Origin of the sequence: Clostridium sp. 16K-1-R1 (assembly GCF_023921145.1) — a bacterium.
In the GTDB taxonomy this organism is placed as follows: Bacteria; Bacillota; Clostridia; order Clostridiales; family Clostridiaceae; genus Sarcina; species Sarcina perfringens.
On the sequence record NZ_CP046515.1, the window covers coordinates 2723193 to 2747906 of the forward strand.

25 protein-coding genes are annotated in these 24714 nt (G+C 29.6%); 2 read left to right on the forward strand and 23 right to left on the reverse strand.

Annotation, left to right across the window (positions count from 1 at the left end; translation table 11 throughout):
- Window positions 1-95 precede the first annotated feature (95 nt).
- From murA to GOM42_RS12165, 20 genes are all read right to left on the reverse strand, one after another.
- Window positions 96-1361 (reverse strand): UDP-N-acetylglucosamine 1-carboxyvinyltransferase, encoded by a 1266-nt coding sequence (gene murA, locus GOM42_RS12070; protein WP_003457368.1) that lies wholly within the window; start codon window positions 1359-1361, stop codon window positions 96-98.
- Window positions 1362-1383: 22 nt separating this feature from the next.
- Window positions 1384-2028: a hypothetical protein gene (locus GOM42_RS12075; protein WP_003457349.1), complete on the reverse strand. Its 645-nt coding sequence runs from the start codon at window positions 2026-2028 to the stop codon at window positions 1384-1386.
- A gap of 181 nt (window positions 2029-2209) precedes the next feature.
- A complete protein-coding gene (locus tag GOM42_RS12080; RefSeq protein ID WP_003452358.1) occupies window positions 2210-2611 on the reverse strand; it encodes a F0F1 ATP synthase subunit epsilon in 402 nt (133 codons plus the stop codon).
- 15 nt (window positions 2612-2626) lie between these two features.
- Window positions 2627-4024: a F0F1 ATP synthase subunit beta gene (gene atpD, locus GOM42_RS12085; RefSeq protein ID WP_003452277.1), complete on the reverse strand. Its 1398-nt coding sequence runs from the start codon at window positions 4022-4024 to the stop codon at window positions 2627-2629.
- Between the two features lie 13 nt (window positions 4025-4037).
- Window positions 4038-4889, reverse strand: coding sequence for an ATP synthase F1 subunit gamma (atpG, locus tag GOM42_RS12090; RefSeq protein ID WP_003452288.1), 852 nt, complete (start codon window positions 4887-4889; stop codon window positions 4038-4040).
- A 64-nt stretch (window positions 4890-4953) separates the two neighbouring features.
- The gene (gene atpA, locus GOM42_RS12095) at window positions 4954-6462 is read right to left on the reverse strand and encodes a F0F1 ATP synthase subunit alpha (protein WP_003452357.1); all 1509 of its coding nucleotides are present in this window, start codon (window positions 6460-6462) and stop codon (window positions 4954-4956) included.
- Between the two features lie 10 nt (window positions 6463-6472).
- Entirely contained in the window at window positions 6473-7012 is a 540-nt protein-coding gene (locus tag GOM42_RS12100) for a F0F1 ATP synthase subunit delta (protein WP_003457416.1), read from the reverse strand.
- 2 nt (window positions 7013-7014) lie between these two features.
- Entirely contained in the window at window positions 7015-7494 is a 480-nt protein-coding gene (locus GOM42_RS12105; RefSeq protein ID WP_003452454.1) for a F0F1 ATP synthase subunit B, read from the reverse strand.
- Window positions 7495-7593: 99 nt separating this feature from the next.
- A complete protein-coding gene (gene atpE, locus GOM42_RS12110; protein ID WP_003452423.1) occupies window positions 7594-7812 on the reverse strand; it encodes an ATP synthase F0 subunit C in 219 nt (72 codons plus the stop codon).
- Between the two features lie 60 nt (window positions 7813-7872).
- On the reverse strand, window positions 7873-8547 hold the full coding sequence (locus GOM42_RS12115) for a F0F1 ATP synthase subunit A (protein ID WP_003452429.1): 675 nt from the start codon (window positions 8545-8547) through the stop codon (window positions 7873-7875).
- Window positions 8548-8612: 65 nt separating this feature from the next.
- Window positions 8613-8969 (reverse strand): ATP synthase subunit I, encoded by a 357-nt coding sequence (locus GOM42_RS12120; RefSeq protein ID WP_003482158.1) that lies wholly within the window; start codon window positions 8967-8969, stop codon window positions 8613-8615.
- Between the two features lie 681 nt (window positions 8970-9650).
- Window positions 9651-10829, reverse strand: a complete 1179-nt coding sequence (locus GOM42_RS12125; protein ID WP_003457425.1) for an acetyl-CoA C-acetyltransferase — start codon at window positions 10827-10829, stop codon at window positions 9651-9653.
- 267 nt (window positions 10830-11096) lie between these two features.
- Complete coding sequence (gene wecB, locus GOM42_RS12130; protein ID WP_003452343.1) at window positions 11097-12251, reverse strand: UDP-N-acetylglucosamine 2-epimerase (non-hydrolyzing); 1155 nt, start codon at window positions 12249-12251, stop codon at window positions 11097-11099.
- Window positions 12252-12314: 63 nt separating this feature from the next.
- On the reverse strand, window positions 12315-12944 hold the full coding sequence (gene upp, locus GOM42_RS12135) for a uracil phosphoribosyltransferase (RefSeq protein ID WP_003452430.1): 630 nt from the start codon (window positions 12942-12944) through the stop codon (window positions 12315-12317).
- 44 nt (window positions 12945-12988) lie between these two features.
- Window positions 12989-13438 carry a ribose 5-phosphate isomerase B gene (gene rpiB / locus GOM42_RS12140; protein ID WP_110077271.1) on the reverse strand — a complete coding sequence of 150 codons (450 nt, stop codon included), beginning with the start codon at window positions 13436-13438 and terminating at the stop codon, window positions 12989-12991.
- Window positions 13439-13701: 263 nt separating this feature from the next.
- Window positions 13702-14754 (reverse strand): L-threonylcarbamoyladenylate synthase, encoded by a 1053-nt coding sequence (locus GOM42_RS12145; RefSeq protein ID WP_110077272.1) that lies wholly within the window; start codon window positions 14752-14754, stop codon window positions 13702-13704.
- A 22-nt stretch (window positions 14755-14776) separates the two neighbouring features.
- Entirely contained in the window at window positions 14777-15367 is a 591-nt protein-coding gene (locus GOM42_RS12150; protein ID WP_003452379.1) for a hypothetical protein, read from the reverse strand.
- A 78-nt stretch (window positions 15368-15445) separates the two neighbouring features.
- Window positions 15446-16528 (reverse strand): peptide chain release factor 1, encoded by a 1083-nt coding sequence (gene prfA / locus GOM42_RS12155; protein WP_003452315.1) that lies wholly within the window; start codon window positions 16526-16528, stop codon window positions 15446-15448.
- Window positions 16529-16584: 56 nt separating this feature from the next.
- Window positions 16585-18348 carry a peptide chain release factor N(5)-glutamine methyltransferase gene (gene prmC / locus GOM42_RS12160; RefSeq protein ID WP_003457428.1) on the reverse strand — a complete coding sequence of 588 codons (1764 nt, stop codon included), beginning with the start codon at window positions 18346-18348 and terminating at the stop codon, window positions 16585-16587.
- 25 nt (window positions 18349-18373) lie between these two features.
- Window positions 18374-18973 (reverse strand): thymidine kinase, encoded by a 600-nt coding sequence (locus GOM42_RS12165; RefSeq protein WP_003452353.1) that lies wholly within the window; start codon window positions 18971-18973, stop codon window positions 18374-18376.
- 155 nt (window positions 18974-19128) lie between these two features.
- Between GOM42_RS12165 and rpmE the strand changes: the two genes are divergently transcribed.
- Window positions 19129-19335, forward strand: coding sequence for a 50S ribosomal protein L31 (gene rpmE, locus GOM42_RS12170; protein WP_003452406.1), 207 nt, complete (start codon window positions 19129-19131; stop codon window positions 19333-19335).
- A gap of 108 nt (window positions 19336-19443) precedes the next feature.
- Window positions 19444-20568, forward strand: a complete 1125-nt coding sequence (locus GOM42_RS12175) for a glycosyltransferase (protein WP_110077273.1) — start codon at window positions 19444-19446, stop codon at window positions 20566-20568.
- A 42-nt stretch (window positions 20569-20610) separates the two neighbouring features.
- Here GOM42_RS12175 and rho read toward each other — a convergent pair whose 3' ends face one another.
- The 3 genes from rho to GOM42_RS12190 all read right to left on the reverse strand — a co-directional run bounded on the left by rho (window position 20611) and on the right by GOM42_RS12190 (window position 24702).
- Complete coding sequence (gene rho / locus GOM42_RS12180; RefSeq protein WP_003452426.1) at window positions 20611-22071, reverse strand: transcription termination factor Rho; 1461 nt, start codon at window positions 22069-22071, stop codon at window positions 20611-20613.
- 263 nt (window positions 22072-22334) lie between these two features.
- Window positions 22335-23942, reverse strand: coding sequence for a CTP synthase (locus GOM42_RS12185; RefSeq protein ID WP_003452392.1), 1608 nt, complete (start codon window positions 23940-23942; stop codon window positions 22335-22337).
- Between the two features lie 340 nt (window positions 23943-24282).
- Window positions 24283-24702, reverse strand: a complete 420-nt coding sequence (locus tag GOM42_RS12190) for a DUF1934 domain-containing protein (protein ID WP_003452275.1) — start codon at window positions 24700-24702, stop codon at window positions 24283-24285.
- Between the last annotated feature and the right edge of the window lie 12 nt (window positions 24703-24714).

The window sequence follows — 24714 nt, forward strand, 5'->3', positions numbered from 1 at the left end:
TATTAATACAGTTTATGTATATGCTAAGTTTTCTAAAACTCGAACTTATAATAAAATTATTTAAAGTAAAAAAAGTCAACAGCACTGCTGTTGACTTATATTCTACTTATGTCAGCACCTAAGGCCCTGAACTTATTTTCTATTTCAACATAACCTCTATCTATATGATATATATCAGTAACTATTGTCTCTCCCTTTGTTACAAGTCCAGCTAAAATCAAAGCAGCTCCTGCCCTTAAATCAGTTGCCTTAACTTCACATCCAGTGAGGTTATCTACTCCTTCAATTAAAGCCGTTCTTCCTTCTACTTGTATGTTTGCACCCATACGTCTTAATTCATCTACATTCATAAATCTATTCTCAAAAACACTTTCAGTTATGATACTGCTTCCTTTTGCTATGCTCAATAAACTCATCATTTGTGATTGCATATCAGTAGGATATCCTGGATAAGGCATTGTTTTTATATTAATTGGCTTTATTTCTTCATTACCCTTTACTATTATACTATTTTCATCATTATGGATATCAAAAAACTCTGTTCCAGCTTCTTTTAACTTAGATATTATAGCTGAACAATGATCTTTATTTACTCCATTTATTTTTATTTCTGATCCTGTTATTGCTGCTGCAACCATAAATGTTCCAGCTTCTATTCTATCATATATAGGAGTGTACTCAGTTGAAGTTAATGAATCAACACCTTCTATTATTATTTTACCTGGTTTTTCAATATAAATTTTAGCTCCCATAGAATTTAAAAAATTAATTAAATCAGTTATTTCTGGCTCCTGAGCTGCATTTTCAATTACCGTAGTCCCTTTAGCCATAGTTGCTGCCATCATTATATTCTCTGTTGCTCCAACTGATGGAAAGTCTAAATATATTTTACTTCCTGTTAATTTTTTTGCCTTTATACATACAAATCCATTGCCACAATTACTATCTTCAGCACCTAATGCTCTAAGCCCTTTCAAATGTAATTCTATAGGCCTAGAACCTATATTACATCCACCTGGCCTAGCTAATTTAAACTCCCCATATTTAGCTATCATTGGCCCCATTATTAAAAATGAAGCTCTCATTTTTTTAACTAAATCCTCACTTGGAATTAAAGGATCTTTATTTAATGGTGGTACAATTAATTTATTTTCTTTCTTATCTATTTTCAAATCATATCCTAATTGCTCCATAACATTACAAATTGTAAAAACATCTTGTAACATTGGTAATTCATTTATTAGTACACCATCAGTAGCTAATATACTTCCTGCGATTATTGGTAAAACTGAATTCTTAGCTGTATTTATATTTACTTCTCCTTTTAATTTCTTTCCACCTTTTACTACTATTTTATCCATATTATCCTCCATTAAAATTATTTTAATATGTTGTGAATATAATAGGAGTTCCTAAAATCAACTTCCTATCTTCCTCATATGTCATAATGGAGTAATTAAACTGGTAATCACTCTTAAGATTAATTATTCCTGTAGTGCCTTTCTCTAGATTTATTCTTTTGTTTTTCTTTACCTTACTCTTACCAATCGATTTTATAAGTTTTTCTTCAATTTCATCTATATTATTATTCTCTCTAATATTCCCTTTTATATAAGTATAATATTTTATATTTTTCATGTTTTTATTATGAATAACTTGAAAATATTCCTTAATATCATTAAAATCAATTCTATTTTTAGAAACAATTACTATTTGAACTCTACTTTTTGAATTTTCTTCTATTAGATTAATATCTAAATTAAATTGCTCTTTTGAAGTATTTAAATATATCTCATTTTCTTTTTCTACTATACTATCAAAATCTTCAATTTTAATATAATCACTAATATTGTTAAACTCATCTTTTATATTTTCATCTGTAATATATTCTATTTTCATACCATACTCTTCTATATTACAAATTTCCTCTTCCACCTTAGAATAAACTTTGTTATCTAAGTTCATAGTGCTTGGACTAAAAATAAGCGAGAAACAAAATAATGCTGCTATAAAAATATTATTATTCATTAATATACCACCCCTCCAATCTAATTATTGTCAAGAGTAGTATTTTTATACATTTACTTCCTGTTATATTATCAATATATTATAATAATCTGAAAAAGTTCTATTAATTACATAAAAATATTTATTAAGAAGAATAATCATAATAAAAAAAGCATACAGTTTCCTGTATGCTTTATATAAATTACATTTCTTTTAACTTTAATCTAGACATAGCTCTTGCTAAGGCTAACTTAGCTCTCTTTTCATCTAGTTCATCAGTCTTATTTTTTAATCTTTCCTCTGCTCTTTGCTTAGCATTCATAGCTCTTGCCTCATCGATTTCTTCAGGCCATTCTGCTGAATTTACACAAAAAGTAACTTCATTATTTTGAACCTTCATTAATCCTGTTGAAGTAAATAAGTATTTACTTTCACCATTCTCATCATCTATTCTTGTAACAGTAGGAACAGTTGCTGTTAAATAAGGTTGGTGACCAGCTAATATTTCAAACTCACCAACAGCATTTTTACATAAGACTCTTGAAACTTCACCTGAAATAAGAACTCTTTCTGGTGTTGTAACAATTAACTTAAATTTATTCATTTTTATTCACCCCTTTTATTGGGCCATTGCTCTAGCTTTTTCTAGTACTTCTTCTATTGTTCCAGCAAATAAGAAAGCTGATTCAGGAACATTGTCATGTTTACCTTCTAATATTTCTTTGAAACCTCTTATAGTTTCTTTTATTGGAACATATCTACCTTGCATTCCAGTAAATTGCTCTGCTACTGTGAATGGTTGTGATAAGAATTTTTGTATTCTTCTTGCTCTAGCAACTATTAATTTATCTTCATCTGCAAGCTCATCAACACCAAGGATAGCTATGATATCTTGAAGTTCTTTATATCTTTCTAATATATGCTTAACTTTTGAAGCAACTTCATAGTGTTCTTCTCCAACAACTCTTGGGTCTAATATTCTTGATGAAGAATCTAGAGGATCAACAGCTGGGTAAATACCTATTTCAGCTATACTTCTTGATAAAACTGTTTTAGCATCAAGGTGGTTGAATGTTGTAGCTGGAGCTGGGTCAGTTAAGTCATCGGCTGGTACGTATACCGCTTGAACTGATGTAATTGATCCATGGGTAGTTGATGTGATTCTCTCTTGAAGAGCTCCCATCTCTGTAGCAAGAGTTGGTTGGTAACCAACAGCTGATGGTATTCTTCCTAATAAAGCTGAAACCTCTGATCCAGCTTGTGAGAATCTGAATATGTTATCTATGAATAATAACACGTCTTGACCTTGGTCTCTGAAGTACTCAGCCATAGTAAGTCCTGTTAAAGCAACTCTCATTCTTGCTCCAGGTGGTTCGTTCATTTGTCCAAATACTAATGCTGTATTTTTTATAACTCCTGATTCCATCATTTCATAGTAAAGGTCATTACCTTCTCTTGATCTTTCTCCAACTCCTGTGAATACAGAAAGTCCACCGTGCTCTTTAGCTATGTTGTTTATAAGCTCTTGGATAAGAACTGTTTTACCAACACCTGCACCTCCAAATAGACCGATTTTTCCCCCTCTTTGGTAAGGTGCTAAAAGGTCGATAACCTTTATTCCTGTCTCAAACATTTGAGGAACAACTGATTGTTCTTCAAATGATGGAGCTGGTCTATGAATTGGATATTTTTCTTCGTTATTAACTTCAGCTCCACTATCTAGTGGTTTACCTAATACGTTAAATATTCTTCCTAATACGCATTCACCAACTGGTACTGATATAGGTGCTCCTGTATCAACAGCTTCTACACCTCTTCTTAGTCCTTCAGTAGCTTCCATAGCTATAGTTCTAACTATATCGTCTCCTACGTGTTGCTCTACCTCACAAACTAAGATTTTTCCATCGTCCATTTTTATGTGTATTGCATTAAATATATTAGGAAGTTCATCATTTGCAAATTTTATATCTACAACTGGTCCAATAACCTGAACTACTTTACCTATATTATTAGACATTTTGAGTACCTCCTTATTTTTGTGCTTCTGCTCCACCAACGATTTCTGATATCTCTTGTGTTATGATACTTTGTCTTATTCTATTGTACTTAGCATCTAATGAGTTTAATAAATCATCGGCATTTTTAGTTGCTCCGTCCATTGCCTGCATTCTAGCACTTTGTTCACTAGCTTTTGAATTAAACATAGCATTCATGAATTTACCTTTTAAGTATGATGAAACTAATGAATCTATTATTTCATCCTCATCAGGTTCGATTAAGAAAGAAACTTTACCTTTTTCTCCAGTTAAGTCTAGTGGTAATAATTTTTCTTCAACAACCTCTTGCTTAACAGGTGAAAAGAATTTAGTATAAACTAAACTTACTTCTCCAAAATTTCCATCAGTAAATTCTTTAACAGCTTTATTCACTATAGTTGATGCATCACCAACGTTTGGTGTATCTCCTAAATCAACATATTCTGCTAAAGTAGAAATCTTGTTTTTCTTAACATAATGGATACCTTTTTTTCCTACTACTACTGCTTCTATGTTTTCAAGATTATTTTCATAGTTATCTCTTACAAAAGCCGCAGTATTACCATTAAATCCACCACATAATCCTGAATCTGATGCTAATAATATTATTAACTTTTTAGGATTATCATTGGGTTTAAGTAAAGGATTATTATTGCTATTTAATGATCCGATTAATTCTCTAGCAATTTCATCTAGACTACTAAAATATTGATTGTTTTCAGTTAGTTTTTGTCTAGCTTTTCTTAACTTAGAAGTGGCAACAAGTCCCATAGCTTTTGTTATTTTTCTTGTGTTTTTGATACTTTTTATTCTTCTTTTAATTTCTAAAAGTCCTGCACCTGCCATTTAAGCTCCACCTCCATTCTTAAAAATGTGGGCATAGCTTTAATTAAAAAGCTATGCTCTTATTTTACATTAAGAATATTTTTTTAAATTCTACTATAGCACTTTCTAAAGCAGATTTTAATTCATCGTCTAAAACTTTCTTATCTAATATAGCTTTACCAATTTCTCTATGATGAGTATCCATATATTCTAAGAATTCTTTTTCAAATCTCTTAATATCTGAAACTTTGATATCTAGTAAGAAATTGTTAACTGCAGCGTATATTATCATAATTTGTTTTTCAACTGCCATTGGCTTATATTGATCTTGTTTTAAGATCTCGATAAGTCTCTTACCTTTTTCAAGTCTTGCTTGAGTATCTTTATCAAGGTCTGAACCAAATTGAGCAAATGATGCTAACTCTCTATATTGAGCAAGTTCTAGTCTTAATGTACCAGAAACTTGTTTCATTGCTTTTATTTGAGCGTTACCTCCAACCCTTGAAACTGATATACCAGGGTTAACAGCTGGTCTTTGTCCTGCGTTGAATAACTCAGTTTCTAAGAATATCTGTCCATCTGTTATTGATATAACGTTAGTTGGGATATATGCTGTTACGTCTCCTGCTAATGTTTCTATTATTGGAAGTGCTGTTAATGAGCCTCCACCATTTTCTTTTGATAACTTAGCAGCTCTTTCAAGTAATCTTGAATGGATGTAGAATACATCCCCTGGGTAAGCTTCTCTTCCTGGTGGTCTTCTAATTAATAGTGACATTGTTCTATAAGCAACTGCGTGCTTACTTAAGTCATCATATATTATTAATACATGCTTACCTTTATTCATGAAGTATTCACCCATTGTACATCCTGAATATGGTGCAATGTATTGTAATGGAGCTGATTCTGATGCTGATGCAGTTACAACTATTGAATAGTCCATAGCTCCTTCTTCAGTTAAAGTGTTAACTATGTTAGCTACTGTTGATTGTTTTTGTCCAATAGCAACATATATACATATAACATCTTTACCTTTTTGGTTAATTATAGTATCTATAGCTATAGCAGTTTTACCTGTTTGTCTATCTCCTATAATTAACTCCCTTTGTCCTCTACCTATTGGTATCATTGAGTCAATTGCTTTGATACCTGTTTGTAGAGGCTCATTAACAGAACTTCTTTCTAAGATACCTGGTGCTGGTACTTCTATAGCTCTGTATCCATCATTTTTAATAGGACCTTTTCCGTCTATAGGTTGACCTAATGAATTAACAACTCTACCTATTAAGTCCTCTCCTACTGGTACTTCAACTATTTTTCCAGTTCTTTTAACGATGTCTCCTTCTTTTATACCTTCTTCAGATCCTAAAAGAACGCAACCAACGTTATCCTGCTCTAAGTTAAGAGCCATACCGAAAACTTGATTAGGGAATTCAAGAAGTTCACCTTCCATACATTCTTCTAACCCGTAAACTCTGGCAACTCCGTCACCTATCTGTATGATAGTACCAGAATCAACAGTTTCTAACTCTTTTTCATAGTTTTTTATTTCATTCTTGATTATAGAAGTTATTTCTTCTGGTTTAATATGCATAGACTCACCTCTATTCTCTCTTAAGCATTATCTGTTTCATATCGTCAAGTCTAGATTTAACAGTACCATCTATAACATCATCGCCAACTCTGACATAAAGTCCTCCAATGATACTTTTATCTATTTCTTGCTTTAATAAAATTTTCTTTGAGTATTTATTTTCTAACTTTGCTACAAGTCTTGTAACTTCATCTTCTGTTAATGGAACAACACTTTTTACCTCTGCAAGTAAAGTATTGTTTCTCTCTAGATGAATTTTTTCCATTTCTTTTAATTTTTCTCTTAGATAAAGTATTCTATCTTTTTCTATAAGAACCATTAAAAATGAAAGTAACTCATCATCTATTTTTCCTTCAAATATGTTTCTGAAAGTCTTTTTCTTTCTTACAGTACTAATTTGAGGATGTTTTATTATTTCATAAAGTTCATTATTTCCATAAATGATATCACAGATTTCTCTTAAATCATTTAAGTATTCTTCAACTTTATTCTTTTCTTCTGCAACTTCATATAGAGCTAAGGCATATCTACGATCTAAATATTCATACATAATTAGATACCTACCTTTTCAATAAAATCATTTATTAATTCTCTATGTTTAGATTCATCAATAGATTCTCCAAGTGCTTTCTCTGAAAGCATTACAGAAATATCAACTACTTGTTGCTTTAACTCGTATTTTACTTTTTCTTCTTCTCTTTGAATTTCAATATTAGCTCTATTTATTATAGCCTCAGCTTCTCTATGAGCATCATCAACTATTTCTTTATAAATTCTATCAGCTTCTTTTTTCTGTTCTTCTCTAAGCTTTCTGCCTTCTTCTTTAGCAGATTTAAGAATTCTTTCATTATCTAATCTTAATCTTCTTGCTTTTTCTGCATCTTCATCGGCCTTTAAGATAGTTTCATCTATAGCCTCTTGTCTTGCATCGATGGCTCTTTTGATTTTGTCCCAGAAAAAATGTTTTAGTATAAGAATTAATATTATAAAGTTAATGATTGTAGCTAATATTCTCATAAAATCTATTTCCATATATCAATCACAGCCTCCCTTCGGAGTCAATTATATTAACTCTATTATCTTTATTTATTAATTACTACAAGTTCTTAATAAAAAGTACGTAATTTGATATTAAGCAACGAATAATAAGATTATTGAAACAACTAATCCATAGATAGCTGTTGCTTCTGAAAGACCAGCTCCCATGATGAATAAACTTTGAATCTTATCTGATGCTTCTGGTTGTCTTGCAGTTGCCTCTAATGCTCCTGCAGTTGCAATACCTATACCTATTCCTGCTCCTATACCTGCTAATACAGCGATACCTGCTGCTAATAACTTCATATCCATTAAAAATTCCTCCTTTTTCAAATCAAATAAAGTTACTTTGATTTGTTTAATTAACTTTTCTTAGTGATCTGCTATAATTTTAATATTTACCATAGTTAACATAGTAAATACTATCATTTGTATTGTTCCATCAAATACATCGAAGAAACCATGTGCTAGTATTGGCATACCTAATTGAGCAAACCAACTTATGTGTCCTAAACCTGAATACATTAAGTCTATTAATAAGGTAGCTGCTAGCATATTACCGAATAAACGTAGTGCAAGAGATACTGGGAAAATAATTCTCTCCATTAAGTTTAAAGGTAACATTAGTGGATAAGGCTTAAAATATCCTTTGATATATCCTCCAATATGACATCTACGTATAGCATTAACATGAACAACAACAAAGGAAGTAATTGCTAATGCCACTGCAACACTTAAATCTTGAGTAGGAGGTGCAAGCCCTATTAACCCATAAAAGTTTAATACAAGTAGGAATATTGCTAAAGTTCCTATATAAGGCACAAAACCAATATAACTTTCCCCCATGTTGCTCTTTACTAAGTTATAAACTGTTTGATAGATTGATTCTAAAACAACTTGTAACTTACCTGGTTTATTTTTAAGATTTCTAGTTGATAATAAAGCAAAAACTATTATAAGAAGCATTGCTGCCCATTGAAAAATAATTGTACTGCTTATTGTCAAACTACCAATCTTAACTGTAAACAATGGTGCAAAGATATCCACGGAATCACTCCCTTTCTATCTTAGTATTAATTTATATATGTATATAAATATTTATTTATTGTTTTTTATAAGGCCTTATTTTTTTTAGTATAAATAAATATTGATATCTGGTGTAAAATGAATCCTATTAAATAAAATGCTAATTCCTTAACATCTCTCATAAAGATTAGTGTAAATAAAAGAATCAAAAGCATTCTTAATACAAAACTTAATTGTATCTTTAAAGCTCCTCTTCTATTACTTATGACTTTGTTAATTACAATTGCATTTGCTGTAAAATTAATTGTTGCAATTGCACTTCCAACTAAAAAAGCCACCCCAAATCTAAAATTAAATAAACTAATTAATAGGGTTGCTATTATTGTTAATAAAATGTTAGTCTTCGTAATTGAAAAAACTAAACTTTTAATTTTAGCGTTCACATATAACCTCCATAGTTCCGCAATGTTACTTTACTAATTATATTCCCGAATCTAATATTAATAAAATTTAAATTTTGGTTGAATTTATTAATATTCTGATATTTTAAAGTGATTTTAACTATTTCCTTCATTTTTACTCTTAAAAACTCTCATTTACTCTTTTACAAATTATTTATGAATGTTTTTGAATTTATCATTTCATTTTTCTGAATTTTTAAATTACTATATAAGAACTTAAATTAAATTTCGATTACTATTTTCGATTTTGAAATCCTTTTTTAAAAGTTTTTGTTATAAAATTGTATATTTTATAGGGTTTTTTATCAAAAAAATTTTAAACCACTATTAAGAATAAAACATACAACTTAAAAGGTTTTGAATAACCTTTTTAATATTTATTCACATTTTTTTATTTTTTTTTTTCAAAATCTAATATTTTAAATATTTTTCTTTACTTTAATCCTATTTTTTTCTATTCTTCTTACTATTATTCATGTTTTTTATAGGAAATTAAATAAATTATCTGTTTTCTAATATGAATTTTTATTCTCAAATTAGTGCATTTTTTTAAATATATTTTTAAACTTAAACATGAATTTTAAATAATTTTTCACAAAAAAAGATACTATCCCAAGATAGGATAGTATCTTTAAAATATATATTATAATAATGGTAAACTTATTATCTTTCTACTATTAAAGCAGTTCCCATTCCTCCACCTATACAAAGTGTTGCTAAACCTCTCTTAGCATCTCTTTTCATCATTTCGTGAAGTAATGTAACTAATATTCTAGCCCCTGAAGCTCCTACTGGATGTCCTAAAGCTATAGCTCCACCATTTACGTTAACTTTACTCATATCAAATTCTAAATCTTTAGCAACTGCTAAACTTTGAGCTGCAAAAGCTTCATTTGCTTCTATTAAATCAAGATCTGCAACTGTTAATCCAGTTCCTTCTAAAGCTTTTTTAGTAGCATAGAATGGTCCATAACCCATAATTGAAGGATCTAATCCTTTTGAACCATAAGAAACTATTTTACAAATTGGAGTTACTCCTAATTCTTTTGCTTTTTCAGCACTCATAACAACTAATGCAGCAGCACCATCATTTATACCTGATGCATTACCAGCTGTAACTGTACCATCTTTTTTGAATGCTGGTCTTAACTTAGCTAATTTTTCAGCAGTTGTTCCAAATCTAGGGAATTCATCAGTATCAAATACTATTGGATCACCTTTTCTTTGTGGAATTACTACTGGAACTATTTCATCTTTGAATTTTCCAGCTTTTATAGCTGCTTCTGCTTTAATTTGAGAATTTGCAGCAAATTCATCTTGCATTTCTCTAGTTAATCCCCATTGTTCTGCTATATTTTCAGCAGTTATACCCATGTGGTATCCATTAAATGCATCTGTTAAAGCATCATTGACCATAGCATCGACCATTTTTCCATCGCCCATTCTTTGACCAAATCTTGCAGTTCTTAAAACATATGGTCCTTGTGACATGTTTTCCATACCACCAGCTACTATTACGTCAGCATCTCCTGCTTTTATCATTTGAGCTGCTAAAGCAACACATCTTAAACCTGAACCACAAACTTTATTTATTGTCATTGAAGGAATTTCAACTGGTAAACCAGCTTTTACAGCTGCTTGTCTTGCAGGGTTTTGTCCTAATCCAGCTTGAATTACATTTCCCATTAAAACTTCATCAACACATTCTGGTTTTACACCAGCTTTATTTAAAGCTTCTTTAATAACTAAAGCTCCTAAATCTACAGCAGGAACATCCTTTAATGAACCACCAAATGAACCTAATGCTGTTCTTACTGCACTTGCAATAACTACCTCTCTCATATCAAAAACCTCCCATTTAGGTAAAAATTTATCAAAAATCTATATTTTTTCTAACTGATTTAATTATAACCATAAATTTACTAGCTTTCAATATTTTTTGTTAAATTTTAAACAATCTTTTTTATTATTTTTTCTCTTTTCGAAAAAAAAGACAGATAATTTAGCTTTATTATAGAAGTCTTTTATTAAAATTTCTATAATATTCTAAATATCTGTCTATTTATACCATTTATTCAAATTATATTTATTAAACTTTTTAACAAAGTCTTATTTACTTATAAATTCTTCTACTTCTTCATCATTTTTTCCAAAGTAATTTAAAATAGCTTTTACTATTCTTTCAGAAGCCTTACCATCTCCATATGGATTTATAGCTTTACTCATTTTGGCATAAGCTTTTTCATCATTTATAAGTGAATTAGCTTCTTCTAATATTTTTTCAACATCAGTACCAACTAATTTAACTGTTCCTGATTGAACAGCTTCTGGTCTTTCTGTAACATCTCTTAAAACTAATACTGGTTTTCCTAAATGAGGAGCTTCTTCTTGTAATCCACCTGAATCAGTCATAACCATAAAGCATTTATTCATTAAGTTATGAGTTTCTTTTGTATCAAGTGGTGGTAAAAGATGTACTCTTTCTTTACCATCAAGATTTTTATAAACAACATCTTTTACAACTGGATTTAAGTGAACAAGGTAAACTAATTCAACATCTTTATTATCTTCAACTATTTTATTTAAAGCTGTACAGATATTTTCTATACCTTCTCCCCAGTTTTCTCTTCTATGTGCAGTTATCATGATAACTTTTTTGTTTTCAAAATCTATTTTATTTAATTCATCATTTTCAAAAACATAGTTATCTTCTACAGTATGTTCCATAGCATCAATTACAGTGTTACCTGTAATTTTTATGTCATTTTCATTTATTCCTTCTCTTAAAAGGTTAGCTTTTGATCCTTTAGTTGGAGCAAAGTGTAAATCAGCTAAAGCACCTGTTAACTTTCTATTCATTTCCTCTGGGAATGGGAAATATTTATCGAAAGTTCTAAGTCCAGCTTCAACATGGCCTACTCTTATTTGTTGATAGAATGCTGCTAATCCTCCCGCAAAAGTTGTTGTAGTATCACCATGTACAAGTATCATATCTGGTTTTTCTTCTGTAAATACTTTTTCTAATCCTTCTAAAACTCTATTTGTTATTCCAGTAAGAGTTTGACGATTTTTCATTATGTCTAGATCAAAGTCAGGCTTTATATCAAATAGTTCTAAAACTTGATCTAACATTTCTCTATGTTGAGCAGTTACACAAACCTTTGATTCTATTTCCGGTCTTTTTTCTAATTCTTTTACTAATGGAGCCATTTTTATAGCTTCCGGTCTTGTTCCAAAGATAGTTAAAACTTTTATCTTTTCCATGAATCATTTACCTCCAAAAATAATTAATAGCTACTTAAAATTAAGTAGCTATTTAAATTATAACTATTTTGTTCCAAATAGTCTATCTCCTGCATCACCTAATCCAGGAACGATATATCCATGATCATTTAATTTCTCATCAATACATGCAACATATATATCAACATCTGGATGAGCTTTTTGTACAAACTCTATTCCTTCTGGTGAAGAAATTAAACACATAAGTCTTATTTGCTTAGCTCCTCTTTTCTTTAAAAGAGTTATAGCATCTGCAGCTGAACCACCTGTAGCTAACATTGGATCAACAACTATTACATCTCTTTCAGCTATGTCTTGTGGTAACTTACAGAAATATTCTACAGGTTGAAGAGTTTCTTCATCTCTGTATAATCCTATATGCCCTACTTTTGCTGCTGGAATAAGTTGTAGCATACCATCTACCATACCTAATCCTGCTCTTAATATTGGAACTATAGCAACTTTTTTACCAGCTAAAACTTTACATTTAGTTTTACAAACTGGAGTTTCTATTTCTATTTCTTCCATAGGAAGATTTCTTGTTACCTCATAAGCCATAAGCATAGAAACTTCACTTACTAGTTCTCTAAAATCCTTAGACCCTGTATTTTTATCTCTTATAAACGCTAACTTATGTAATATAAGTGGATGTGTTATTTCTGTTACTTTACTCATTGTATCTTCCTCCTAAAATTTATATAAAAATATTTTTTATCAAATTATTTTGAATACTTTTCTTCAATAGCTGTTATTTTATCTATTCTATTTTGGTGTCTTCCACCTTCAAATTCTGAATTTAAGAAAGTATCAACTATATCTAACGCTAATCCTGGTCCTACAACTCTCTCACCCATAGCTAGAATATTTGCATTGTTATGTTGTCTTGTTGCATGAGCACTAAATGTATCAGAACATAATGCTGCTCTTATTCCTGGCACTTTATTTGCTGCTATAGATATTCCTATACCAGTTCCGCAGATTAATATACCATATTCAAATTCTTTTTTAGCTACAGCTTCTGCAACCTGTATAGATATATCAGGGTAATCACAAGAATCTGTGCTGTATGTACCAAAATTTTTTACCTCAATACCTTTTTCTTCTAAATGTTTTATCACTGTGTTTTTTAAATTAAATCCACCATGATCACAACCAATTGCTATTTTCATTTCATTAACCTCCATTATACCTGTTTGTTTTAATATATTATTTTAAAAAAAGTGCTTTTTCAATGACTAATAACACTACTTAATTTAAAAAATTAAATAGTAAGTCAAATAAAAAAGCACTTTTTTTATTAACTGGAAGAACACTAAATAAAGGTATTAAACTTTCAAAAAAAACAAATATAGAATTTTTAAAAAATATAAATTCAAAACAGTTCCTTTTTCTCAAAAGTTTCATTTTTATCTAGCTCCTTCCATATATATTCTTAAACTATTGTTATGTCAAATCCACAGGATTTTTTTAATCTATTCATTATGGCTACACCTAAATCTTTTTCCTCAAAAGCCTCAGTTATTATAACATCTACCCCTAAGTCATCAAAAGCTCTAAGCATTTCAAATAAATTTTTTGTTACAGAAGTTAAGTCTTCTCTAGTTCCTAATGATTTTACTATTCCTTCATTGTACATAGAAATTGTTTCATCAGTTGCCATAATTCCGACTTTTAAATCTTCATCTATGTAATTATGCACTATTTCTTTAATTTTTTCAACCATTTTATTTATTGGACCTTGAACCATTCTAACTTTTGCCTTTGGTGCATAATGTTTATACTTCATTCCAGGTGCCTTAGGTTTTGTATCTTTATCTAAATTAGTTAATATAGCTTTATCTATATATACTCCTTCATCTATATCCTTTAACATTTCTAAAGTTATGCCTCCAGGTCTTAAAACACATAAATGTTCACCAGTTGCATCTACTATAGTTGATTCTACTCCTATTTCACTTTTTTTAGCTCCTATTATAAAATCAACTCTTCCATTTAAGTCTTCTTCACATCTTTCTATATCTGTAGGACTTGGTCTTCCTGATATATTAGCTGATGGCGCTGCTATTGGAACCCCTGATAGTTCTATTAGCTTTAAGGCTATTTCATCATTTGGCATTCTAACGCCAACTGTATCTAAACCTGCTGATGTAACATCTGAAACTATATCTTTTTTCTTTAATATTATTGTTAAAGGACCTGGCCAAAATTTATCCATTAACTCCTGTGCATATTTAGGTATTTCAGCAACATATTTATCTATATCTTTTTTATCAGCTATATGTATTATTAAAGGATTATCCTGCGGTCTTCCCTTTGCCACAAAAATCTTTTTAACAGCTTCTCCATCTAAAGCATTTGCGCCTAATCCATAAACTGTTTCAGTAGGAAATGCCCCAATACCACCATTTTTTATTATTTCAGCGGCTTCCTCTAAATATTTTATATCTTTATCTATATCTTTTATGAATTGTACTTTTGTTTTCATAAAACAATATCACCTTCATCTTTTATAAATTCTTCTGACCTCTTGCGATCTTTATATTTTCAATACTATCATTTGTATAAGTTGCTGTAACACAATTTTTATAAATGTCATCTAAAAGTTTAAATTTCTTTAAAGCCCCTCTTTTTATTATTATATAATACCATTGTGTTTCCTTGTTTAATTTAATCATCTTATTATAATCCTTGCTTAGTCCAGGATGAACTTTACAAAAGTACTCTCCTACTTGCTTTCCAAATTTACCTTTTCTTCCTTTGTTAGTAAAGACAATTATAATTTTCATATCTTCAAGTTCATTTTCTGTATGAACTAAACCTACTCTATCGCAGTATATATACTTATATTTAGATAACACATTAGGTTTTATTCTTAGAATTCCATTTTCACAAGTATATTCTAATCTTATATTATTAAAATTTTTAATCATAACAATAACTATAAAAATTTCTAAAAAGATTAAATATACTATAAGAAAATCCTTATAAACTTCAAAAAAACAAACCAAAAGAGGTAATAATATTAGAAGTATTACCATAACAAACATGAATCTTTTATATGATTTTTTTTGTTTTTTTATAGCTTTATCTATATCCATAATTATATTCCTCTTTAATTACCATTTTAAAACTATGTATTTTTAAAGCCTTACATTATTCATGTAAGGCTTTGTATATTAAAATTCAGTATTACCCATTGCTTTCATCTTTTGAGCTTGATCTTCAGTAATTAGAGCATTTAATATTTCGTCTATGTCACCTTCTAAGAAACTATCTAATTTATATAAAGTCATGTTTATTCTGTGATCAGTTACTCTTCCTTGTGGATAGTTGTAAGTTCTTATTCTTTCACTTCTATCTCCAGTACCAACCTGACTCTTTCTATCTTCAGCAATACCAGCTAATCTTTCAGCTTCAGCTTGCTCGAATAATCTTGCTCTTAATACTTTCATAGCTTTTTCTTTATTTTTAAGCTGTGATTTTTCATCCTGACATGAAACAACTAATCCTGAAGGTAAGTGAGTTATTCTTACAGCTGAATCAGTTGTGTTAACGCACTGACCACCATTACCTGATGCTCTAAATACGTCTATTTTAATATCTTTATCGTTTATTTCTATTTCTACATCATCAACTTCTGGTAAAACAGCTACTGTAGCAGTTGAAGTATGTATTCTTCCTGAACTTTCTGTATCAGGAACCCTTTGAACTCTGTGTGCTCCACTCTCATATTTAAGTTTTGAATAAGCACCTGCTCCTTTTATCATGAATACAACCTCTTTGAAACCTCCAATGTCAGTTTCATTTGCACTCATTAGTTCAACTTTCCATCTATTCTTTTCAGCGTATTTAGTATACATTCTGAAAAGATTAGCTGCAAATAGTGCTGCTTCATCTCCACCAGCACCACCTCTGATTTCAACAAATACGTTTTTATCATCATTAGGATCTTTTGGTAGTAAAAGAATTTGTATTTCGTCCTCTAATTCTTTTTTTCTTTCTGTTAAGTCCTTGATTTCAGAGTTTATCATTTCTCTCATTTCTTGATCACTTTCTTCTGAAAGCATCTCTTTGTTAGCTTCTAATTCTTCTGTCGCTTCTTTGTACTCTTTGTACTTATTAACTATAACTTCTAAGTCAGCGTGTTCCTTACAAAGCTTTCTCCACTCTTTTTGGTTAGCCATTATTGAAGGATCACTAATCTTAACTGAAAGTTCATCATATTTATTTTCAATAAAATTTAATCTATCAAGTATCATCTATTATCACTCCGTATACAGATTTTCATATTTTACAATTATAGCACACTACTATGCTATCTTTCAAGGCTTACTCTTCCTATAACACATCTATCTAAACCAGCTAAATCTTTTATGACCTTAACATCGTAGTATCCTTTTTCAATCATAAGATTTTTAACATCCTCACCTTGATCATGTCCTATTTCAAAAGCTAATATACCATTTTCTTTTAATATTTCTAAAGATTCATCAATAATTCTTCTATAGAATATTAAACCATCTTCTCCCCCATCTAAAGCTAAGTGCGGCTCATAATCCTTAACATCTTCCATTAAAGTATTTATGACTTCCGTTCTTATATATGGTGGATTAGAAACTAGAATATCATACTTATTTCCTTTTTTAATGACCTCACTTAAAAGATCACTCTTAATAAAGCCACATCTTTTTGATAATTCTAATTCTCTTATATTTTTTCTTGTAACTTTTTCTGGTATATCATCTATATCTACTAAATCTACAATAATATTTTTTCTATAATTAGCTAAAGATAAGCCTATAGCTCCACTTCCACAACATAAATCACATACATTAATCTCTGCATCTTCATCTATATTGTTTAATACTTCCTCTACAATTATTTCAGTATCTCCTCTTGGAATTAAAACTCCTTCTTCTACATAAAAATCTAATCCCATAAATTCGCAAGTTCCTAAAATATATTGCATAGGCATTTTTGATTTTCTTTTTTCTAATAAGTTTAAGAAATGTATTTCATCTGACTTTTTAACTTCTTCACTTTTATTCGTTATAAGCCATATTTTATCTTTTTCTAAAACTTTTCCTAATAATAATTGAGTATCTAATATATATGTATCTATACCCACTTCTTTTAAAGTTTCATTTCCTAAATTTAACAATTCTCCAACTTTTTTATTTGGTTCTTTCAATCCTTCAGCCCTCCTTAAAGAAGCTATCGCTACTTCAATTTGTGAATCATCAGGCTCCCTTGTAGTCAATTTTTGCAATTGTAATCCTGGCGCTGCTATTATCTTTGCAAAATTTCCTTGAGATTTGCCAAGCCATCTTATAAGTTCATAAGTTATTCCTGATATTACTGGTAACATTGCTACTCTTATAGCCGTTCTCTGAGCAACTGAATCCCATTTAGTAAAGGAAAATATAAATATACTTACAATAGCAACTAAAAACAGAAAGTTTGTTCCACATCTAGGATGAAATCTAGGATATTTTCTTACATTTTCAACTGTAAGTTCATCTTCATTTTCATAACAGAATATAGTCTTATGTTCTGCTCCATGATATTGAAATACTCTTTCTATATCATCTACTTTTCCCATTAAGTACATGTATCCTAAAAGCATACCAATACTTATGATTCCTTCAATAGCACTTAAACTCCAATCTGGAAGATTAAGTTTTTTAAGTAAAAAAGTAATTCCAGTTGGTATTGCTACAAATAAAATTATGGCAAATACAAAGGAAAGCATAATTGTAAGTGTAATTATTACATTATTAGCTTTTTCACCAAATTTATTATTTAACCAATCTTCAAATTTAGATGGTTCTGTATCATCAAAAAAACTTGCTGAATAATTTAATGATTTTAATCCTACAATTAAAGACTCTATAAGAGTTACAAATCCTCTTATAAAAGGTAGTCCTAAAATTTTATTTTTCTTTGTATATGGTATAGTTTTTTCAAAAGAAACCTCTATATCTCCCTCTGGAGTTCTAACTGCTGTGGCTGTTCCTTTTGATCCCCTCATCATAACGCCTTCTAATACTGCTTGACCGCCTACTTGGCATTTTCTCATAATTTGAACCCTATCCTTTCATTAACTACTTATCAGAATCCTTACCATATTTATATTTAAAATAGCATTGTCCACATAGAGATTGATATTCTACATTATCAACTAAATCTATAGCCACTTGTTCTCCTTCAAATGTGAACTTTCCATTTATCATTCTTCCATTTAATATAGCTTTTCTTCCACATCTACATATAGTTTTCATTTCTTCTATACTATGTGCTAATAATAAAAGTCTTTCACTTCCTTCAAACCCATTCATTTGGAAGTCTGTTCTTAATCCGTAACAAATTACTGGTATTCCCTTACCAACTGCAATTTCAAATAATTCATCTATGTGATGAGCTTTTAAAAATTGAACTTCATCAACTATTATACAATCTATTTTTCTTCCTTTTTCAAGTCTATCTTCAATTGTTTCTATAATATTCTCATCATTATCTATTAAAATATCTACAACTCTCTCAACACCTAGTCTTGAAACAACCTTATCTCCACCTTTTTTATCAGTAGATGGTTTAATTATTATAACTTCCATACCTCTTTCCTCATAGTTATGTGCTACTTGCATAAGGTGTGTAGATTTACCTGAATTCATAGCTCCGTATCTAAAATATAATTTGCTCATTTTAACTTTAAACTCCTTATCCTTTTATAATATTCTAAATATGATTATAACTTAAATAAGAAAGCTTTTAAACTATTGACGATTAAATATCCCCATGATATACTTGTTAATAGTTGTTTAGCAACATTTTTTTATTTTTGAAAGAGGTGAATTACATGAGACAAGGCATACATCCAGAATACCATCACGATACAGTGGTTAAGTGTGCATGTGGAAACACTTTCACAACTGGTTCAGTTAAACCAGAACTTAAAGTTGAAATATGCTCTAAGTGCCACCCATTCTTCACAGGAAAACAAAAAATCGTTGATGTTGGCGGAAGAGTTGATAAATTCAACAAGAGATTTAATCTTAATAAATAATTTCTTTATGGGAAAGACTCAAATCTTTCCCATTTTTGTTTATAAGGCATATTTTTCAAATAAAGTTTGTTTTTGCAAATAGATTTTTAGTAAAAGTGAGTGGATATGATGAAAAAAGTTCTTATTTTAAGTACATCTACTGGTTATGGTCATAATCAAGCAGCTAACTCTTTAATGGAACTTATAAAGAATGATGATACAGAAATTCTTGTACACGATTTTCTTAAGGAGAACCGTTTCTTTGATAGATCAATAGTAAATGGATACGATTTATGTGCAAGTTCCCTTGGAACTCTTTATGGTCTACTTTACAAAATTAGTAATATAAAATTTATAAATAATTTAGTTAGTTTTTTATTTTTGCCAGTTGCAAATAAATTAGCTAAATTCATTCATAGTTTTAATCCAGATTTAATAATTACAACCCATCCTTTAGCCGTAAGTATTCTTTCTTATTTAAAGAAAAGACAAATTATAAAAGTACCAGTTATTTCTGTTGTTACTGATTTTAAATGTCATTATACTTATGTTTCTAAAATAATTGATCATTACATAGTTGCTTGTGATTTTACAAAAGAAAATCTAGCCTCAAAGGGAATACCTAAAGAAAAAATATCTCCTTTTGGTATACCTGTAAAGCAAGATTTTTATAAAGAAGATTACCATAACTATGTAGAAAATATTATCCAATCACCATTAAATATTCTTTTAATGGGAGGCGGTATGGGGTTAGATAACATATCTAAAGTATTAAAAACCCTAATCAAAAATGAGAACCCTTTAAATTTAACTATTGTTTGTGGAAACAACGCTGAGTTAAAGAAAGAATTGTGTAAAGAATATGGGCATATAAAGGGTAATAAAAAGTTAAATATTTTAGGATACACAAATGAAATACCTAAGATAATGAAAAGTTCGGATTTAATTATTACAAAACCTGGTGGACTAACTACTACAGAATCACTTTTAAGTCATTTACCAATGATAATTCCATTTATAATTCCAGGTCAAGAAAGTGAAAATAGAGAATTTTTATCTAAAAGTAATTGTGCAATTACTATCAACCACTTGGAAGAATTAAATAAGGTAATTAATGATTTAAATAAAGATAATGATAAATTAATTAATATGAGAAAAAGTATTTTAGATGTATTAAGTTCTTATTCTCTAGAAGGGACAATTAAACTTTGCACTAAGATGCTAAATGATTCTTATAATAAAAGAAGATATTAAAGTTTATAGACTTTAATATCTTCTTTTGTTTTGAAAACTTATTTAATTTTCTAAATTGCTTTTTAAAACAACTTGTAAAAACTCTTTATTATTTTTTGTTTTTGATAATAAATTTATAAGCTTTTCAGCTACATCCTCTATATTATTTTCCTTTTGTAATACTCTTCTTATTTTATATGAAGCTTCTCTTTCTTCTTCATTAAATAATAAATCTTCTTTTCTAGTACCAGATTTATAAATATCTATAGCTGGGAATATTCTTCTCTCTTGAAGCTTTCTATCTAAGTGTACCTCCATATTTCCAGTACCCTTAAACTCTTCAAAAATCATATCATCCATTCTACTTCCTGTATCAACTAAAGAAGTTGCTAAAATTGTTAAACTTCCGCCCTCTTCTAAATTTCTAGCTGCTCCAAAGAATTTCTTAGGCATTATAAGTGCCCCTGGATCTAGTCCCCCTGATAAAGTTCTTCCAGATGGAGTAACTGTTAAGTTATAGGCTCTTGATAATCTTGTTAAAGAATCCATTAAGATAACTACATCTCTTCCTTGTTCAACCATTCTTTTAGCTCTTTCTAATACTATACTTGAAACTTTAGCATGGTTTTGTGGTTCTTCATCAAAAGTTGAATAGATTACTTCTCCATCTATACTTCTCTTCATATCCGTTACTTCTTCTGGTCTTTCATCTATTAAAAGTACTATAAGTTTAACTTCAGGATTATTTTTTGATATGTTTTGAGCTATTCTTTTTAAAAGAGTTGTTTTTCCAGCCTTAGGTGGTGCAACTATCATCCCCCTTTGTCCCTTACCTATTGGACAAATTATATCCATAAGTCTTGAACTTAAATCTCTTCCATTTTCAGTCTCAAGTCTTAATCTCTCTTTTGGATATATTGGTGTTAACTCTTCAAATTTTTTTCTTCCAACTGCTTTTTCAGGACTTTCACCATTTACTCTCTCTACATAAAGTAAAGCTTTAAACTTTTCTCCATCCTTTGGTATTCTAACTTTACCTTGGACTTCGTCCCCAGTTCTTAATCCAAATCTTCTTATTTGTGATGGAGAAACATATATATCATCTTCACTTGTTAAATAATTTCTACATCTTAAAAAACCAAAATTATTATTATCTAGTATTTCAAGTATTCCCTTAGCAGAGTCTGATGAACTTATCATGTCCTTTAATTGCTCTTTTTTTCCTTCATCATTTGAATTATTATAATTACTATTATTGTTATTATAATTATTGCTATTTCTAACTACTCTTTCACCAGAAAAACTTTCTTTATTTCCACCTTGCTCTTTTTGAGATATTTTTTCTCTTAAAATAACACCATCTTTATGTATTACTTTAGTATTGCTATTTTGTTTATTGAATTCAGCTTTTAATTCCTCAATTAATTCGCTTTTTTTCTTTTTACTTATATTTTTTATTCCTAATTCTTTAGCCTGCTCTTTTAGCTGAACTAAAGTCATATTTTCATATTGTTCTATATTCAATTTAAGCACCTCCTGCTTTTTTAATTAGTGGAATAAGGTAAAGAAAAGTTGTTTTAGATTGCCTTAAGACTTTTATATATAGAAACTTTCGAATATCCTATTTAAAAATGTATAAATTTCTTATGTTAAATATTTATATTATTATCATATCACATAAAATCTAATCTACATATAGTATATTTTTATAAGATTTTATTTCTAATATTATTAAATAAAAAAAGGACACCTAACATTTAAGTTAGATATCCTTAATATTTCTAAAATTATTTATTGTTTAATGCAGCACCAACAAATCCTACGAATAATGGGTGAGGTCTGTTTGGTCTTGATTTTAACTCTGGATGATATTGAACTGCTACGAACCAAGGATGATCCTTAACTTCTACACACTCAACCAATCTTCCATCTGGTGAAGTACCAGCTATAGTTAATCCGCTTTCTATTAATTGAGTTCTGTACTCATTGTTGAACTCATATCTATGTCTATGTCTTTCGTAGATTAAATCTGAAGCATAAACATCCTTACAGAATGTATTATCTTCTAATTTACATGGATATAATCCTAATCTCATTGTTCCACCTAAATCCTCAACATCTTTTTGCTCAGGCATTAAGTCGATTACTGGGAATGGAGTTTCTGGATTTAACTCTGATGAATGAGCTCCTTCTAATCCTAATACGTTTCTAGCGTATTCTATAACAGCACATTGCATTCCTAAGCATATTCCTAAGAATGGTTTCTTGTTTTCTCTAGCCCATCTTATAGCTTCGATCTTTCCTTCTACTCCTCTGTCTCCGAATCCACCTGGAACTAGAACTCCATCTACTCCACTTAATAATTCATCAACATTTTCTTTAGTTACATCTTCAGCATTTATCCACTCTATTTCAACATTAGTGTCATTGCTTAATCCACCATGATTTAAAGCTTCAACTACTGATATGTATGCATCATGTAACTCAACATATTTACCAACTAAAGCAATCTTAGTTGTATGAGTTAAGTGAGTTATTCTATGAACCATGTCTATCCATTCAGCATTATCTATGTCTCTGCATCCAAGACCTAATTTTTCACAAACTAATCTATCTAATCCTTCTTTGTGTAACATTAGAGGAACAGCGTATAAATGCTCTGCATCTAAGTTTTGGATAACTTCGCTTGCATCTATATTACAGAATAATCCGATTTTCTTTTTGATATCTTCTGATAATTCTTTTTCTGATCTACAAACTATTATGTCTGGTTGAATTCCTATACTTCTTAACTCTTTAACTGAGTGTTGAGTTGGTTTTGTTTTTAACTCACCAGCTTTTCCTAAGTAAGGTACTAATGTAACATGTATGAAACAAACATTTTCTTTACCTACATCATACTTGATTTGTCTTATAGCTTCTAAGAAAGGTAATGATTCGATATCACCTATTGTTCCACCGATCTCAGTGATTACTACATCTACATCTCTTTCTTTTCCTACTCTATGTACTCTATCTTTTATAGCATTAGTTATGTGAGGTATAACTTGTACAGTACCTCCTAAGTATTCACCTTTTCTCTCTTTTGATATTACTGACCAGTAAACTCTACCTGAAGTAACGTTTGAGTTTTGAGTTAAGTTTTCATCTATGAATCTTTCATAGTGACCTAAGTCTAAGTCTGTTTCAGCACCATCATCAGTTACGAAAACTTCTCCATGTTGGTATGGGCTCATTGTACCTGGGTCAATGTTTAGGTATGGATCAAATTTTTGAATACTTACACTTAATCCTCTGTTTTTTAATAATCTTCCTAATGAAGCAGCTGTTATTCCTTTTCCTAATGAAGAAACAACTCCACCTGTTACAAATACATACTTAGTATTTTTGCTCATATCTCTTCCTCCTAATGTAAATTTATTCTTGACATCGTTCTTTATTTCATTTATAATGATAATTACCTCATTTAGAATGGGTTTTTTATTGCTTGTTTTAATAACATAGTAGATATTCTATCAAAAGTTAATGTAGAAGTCTAGTACTTTTTTTGTGTTTTTTAAATTTTTTATTTATAGAACGTTTACTATTTATATTTTGCTCACATTTAATAAAATTAATTATTAATATTGGAATTCATAAGTTGAAATTAGTTTCAACTTTTTTTATTTTAAAAATAAATAATTTATAAAAATAAGGCTGTACCAAAAGGTACAGCCTTATTTATCTATTTATAGACTAATCTTCTACTTTTATTTTCATATCAAGATTTGTTTTTATAGGTTCTTGTCCACCAGCTATTAGATGATATTTTATAGATATATTTCCTCCCTTTTCATTAACATCTAAATCTAACTCTTTTGTTGATGTCTTAAGCTCTAACATTCCATAAGGAGTATTATAAAGAGCCACTTGTGTATTATCTTTTTGGAATTCCATCTTTGTGCTAGTTGTTCCTTCTCTATGTAATACAACTTTATCGCCCTTTATTTTTAGAGTTGTTTTTGTTCCTTCCATTCCTGATATCTCAGTTTCATCATAAGTAGCTATAAATTCATCTCCATTAATAGAAAATTCTCCAACAGTTACAACTTCTATTTTTTCTTTTTCTCCAATATCTTGAGTGCTACATATTGATATTATAGCTTTTTTACTCATAATAATATCCTT

Excerpts from the sequence above, each read along its gene's own strand:
- GOM42_RS12105 (WP_003452454.1), bottom strand. The coding sequence starts at position 7,494 with ATGGAAATAGATTTTATGAGAATATTAGCTACAATCATTAACTTTATA.
- GOM42_RS12145 (WP_110077272.1), bottom strand. The coding sequence starts at position 14,754 with ATGAAAACAAAAGTACAATTCATAAAAGATATAGATAAAGATATAAAA.
- rpiB (WP_110077271.1), bottom strand. The coding sequence starts at position 13,438 with ATGAAAATAGCAATTGGTTGTGATCATGGTGGATTTAATTTAAAAAAC.
- GOM42_RS12075 (WP_003457349.1), bottom strand. The coding sequence starts at position 2,028 with ATGAATAATAATATTTTTATAGCAGCATTATTTTGTTTCTCGCTTATT.
- GOM42_RS12100 (WP_003457416.1), bottom strand. The coding sequence starts at position 7,012 with ATGTATGAATATTTAGATCGTAGATATGCCTTAGCTCTATATGAAGTT.
- atpG (WP_003452288.1), bottom strand. The coding sequence starts at position 4,889 with ATGGCAGGTGCAGGACTTTTAGAAATTAAAAGAAGAATAAAAAGTATC.
- wecB (WP_003452343.1), bottom strand. The coding sequence starts at position 12,251 with ATGGAAAAGATAAAAGTTTTAACTATCTTTGGAACAAGACCGGAAGCT.
- murA (WP_003457368.1), bottom strand. The coding sequence starts at position 1,361 with ATGGATAAAATAGTAGTAAAAGGTGGAAAGAAATTAAAAGGAGAAGTA.
- GOM42_RS12150 (WP_003452379.1), bottom strand. The coding sequence starts at position 15,367 with ATGGATATAGATAAAGCTATAAAAAAACAAAAAAAATCATATAAAAGA.
- prfA (WP_003452315.1), bottom strand. The coding sequence starts at position 16,528 with ATGATACTTGATAGATTAAATTTTATTGAAAATAAATATGATGAACTT.
- GOM42_RS12175 (WP_110077273.1), top strand. The coding sequence starts at position 19,444 with ATGAAAAAAGTTCTTATTTTAAGTACATCTACTGGTTATGGTCATAAT.
- GOM42_RS12080 (WP_003452358.1), bottom strand. The coding sequence starts at position 2,611 with ATGAATAAATTTAAGTTAATTGTTACAACACCAGAAAGAGTTCTTATT.
- prmC (WP_003457428.1), bottom strand. The coding sequence starts at position 18,348 with ATGAGAAAATGCCAAGTAGGCGGTCAAGCAGTATTAGAAGGCGTTATG.
- upp (WP_003452430.1), bottom strand. The coding sequence starts at position 12,944 with ATGAGTAAAGTAACAGAAATAACACATCCACTTATATTACATAAGTTA.
- GOM42_RS12185 (WP_003452392.1), bottom strand. The coding sequence starts at position 23,942 with ATGAGCAAAAATACTAAGTATGTATTTGTAACAGGTGGAGTTGTTTCT.
- GOM42_RS12125 (WP_003457425.1), bottom strand. The coding sequence starts at position 10,829 with ATGAGAGAGGTAGTTATTGCAAGTGCAGTAAGAACAGCATTAGGTTCA.
- GOM42_RS12165 (WP_003452353.1), bottom strand. The coding sequence starts at position 18,973 with ATGAGCAAATTATATTTTAGATACGGAGCTATGAATTCAGGTAAATCT.
- atpE (WP_003452423.1), bottom strand. The coding sequence starts at position 7,812 with ATGGATATGAAGTTATTAGCAGCAGGTATCGCTGTATTAGCAGGTATA.
- rpmE (WP_003452406.1), top strand. The coding sequence starts at position 19,129 with ATGAGACAAGGCATACATCCAGAATACCATCACGATACAGTGGTTAAG.
- atpD (WP_003452277.1), bottom strand. The coding sequence starts at position 4,024 with ATGTCTAATAATATAGGTAAAGTAGTTCAGGTTATTGGACCAGTTGTA.
- GOM42_RS12190 (WP_003452275.1), bottom strand. The coding sequence starts at position 24,702 with ATGAGTAAAAAAGCTATAATATCAATATGTAGCACTCAAGATATTGGA.
- atpA (WP_003452357.1), bottom strand. The coding sequence starts at position 6,462 with ATGCATATTAAACCAGAAGAAATAACTTCTATAATCAAGAATGAAATA.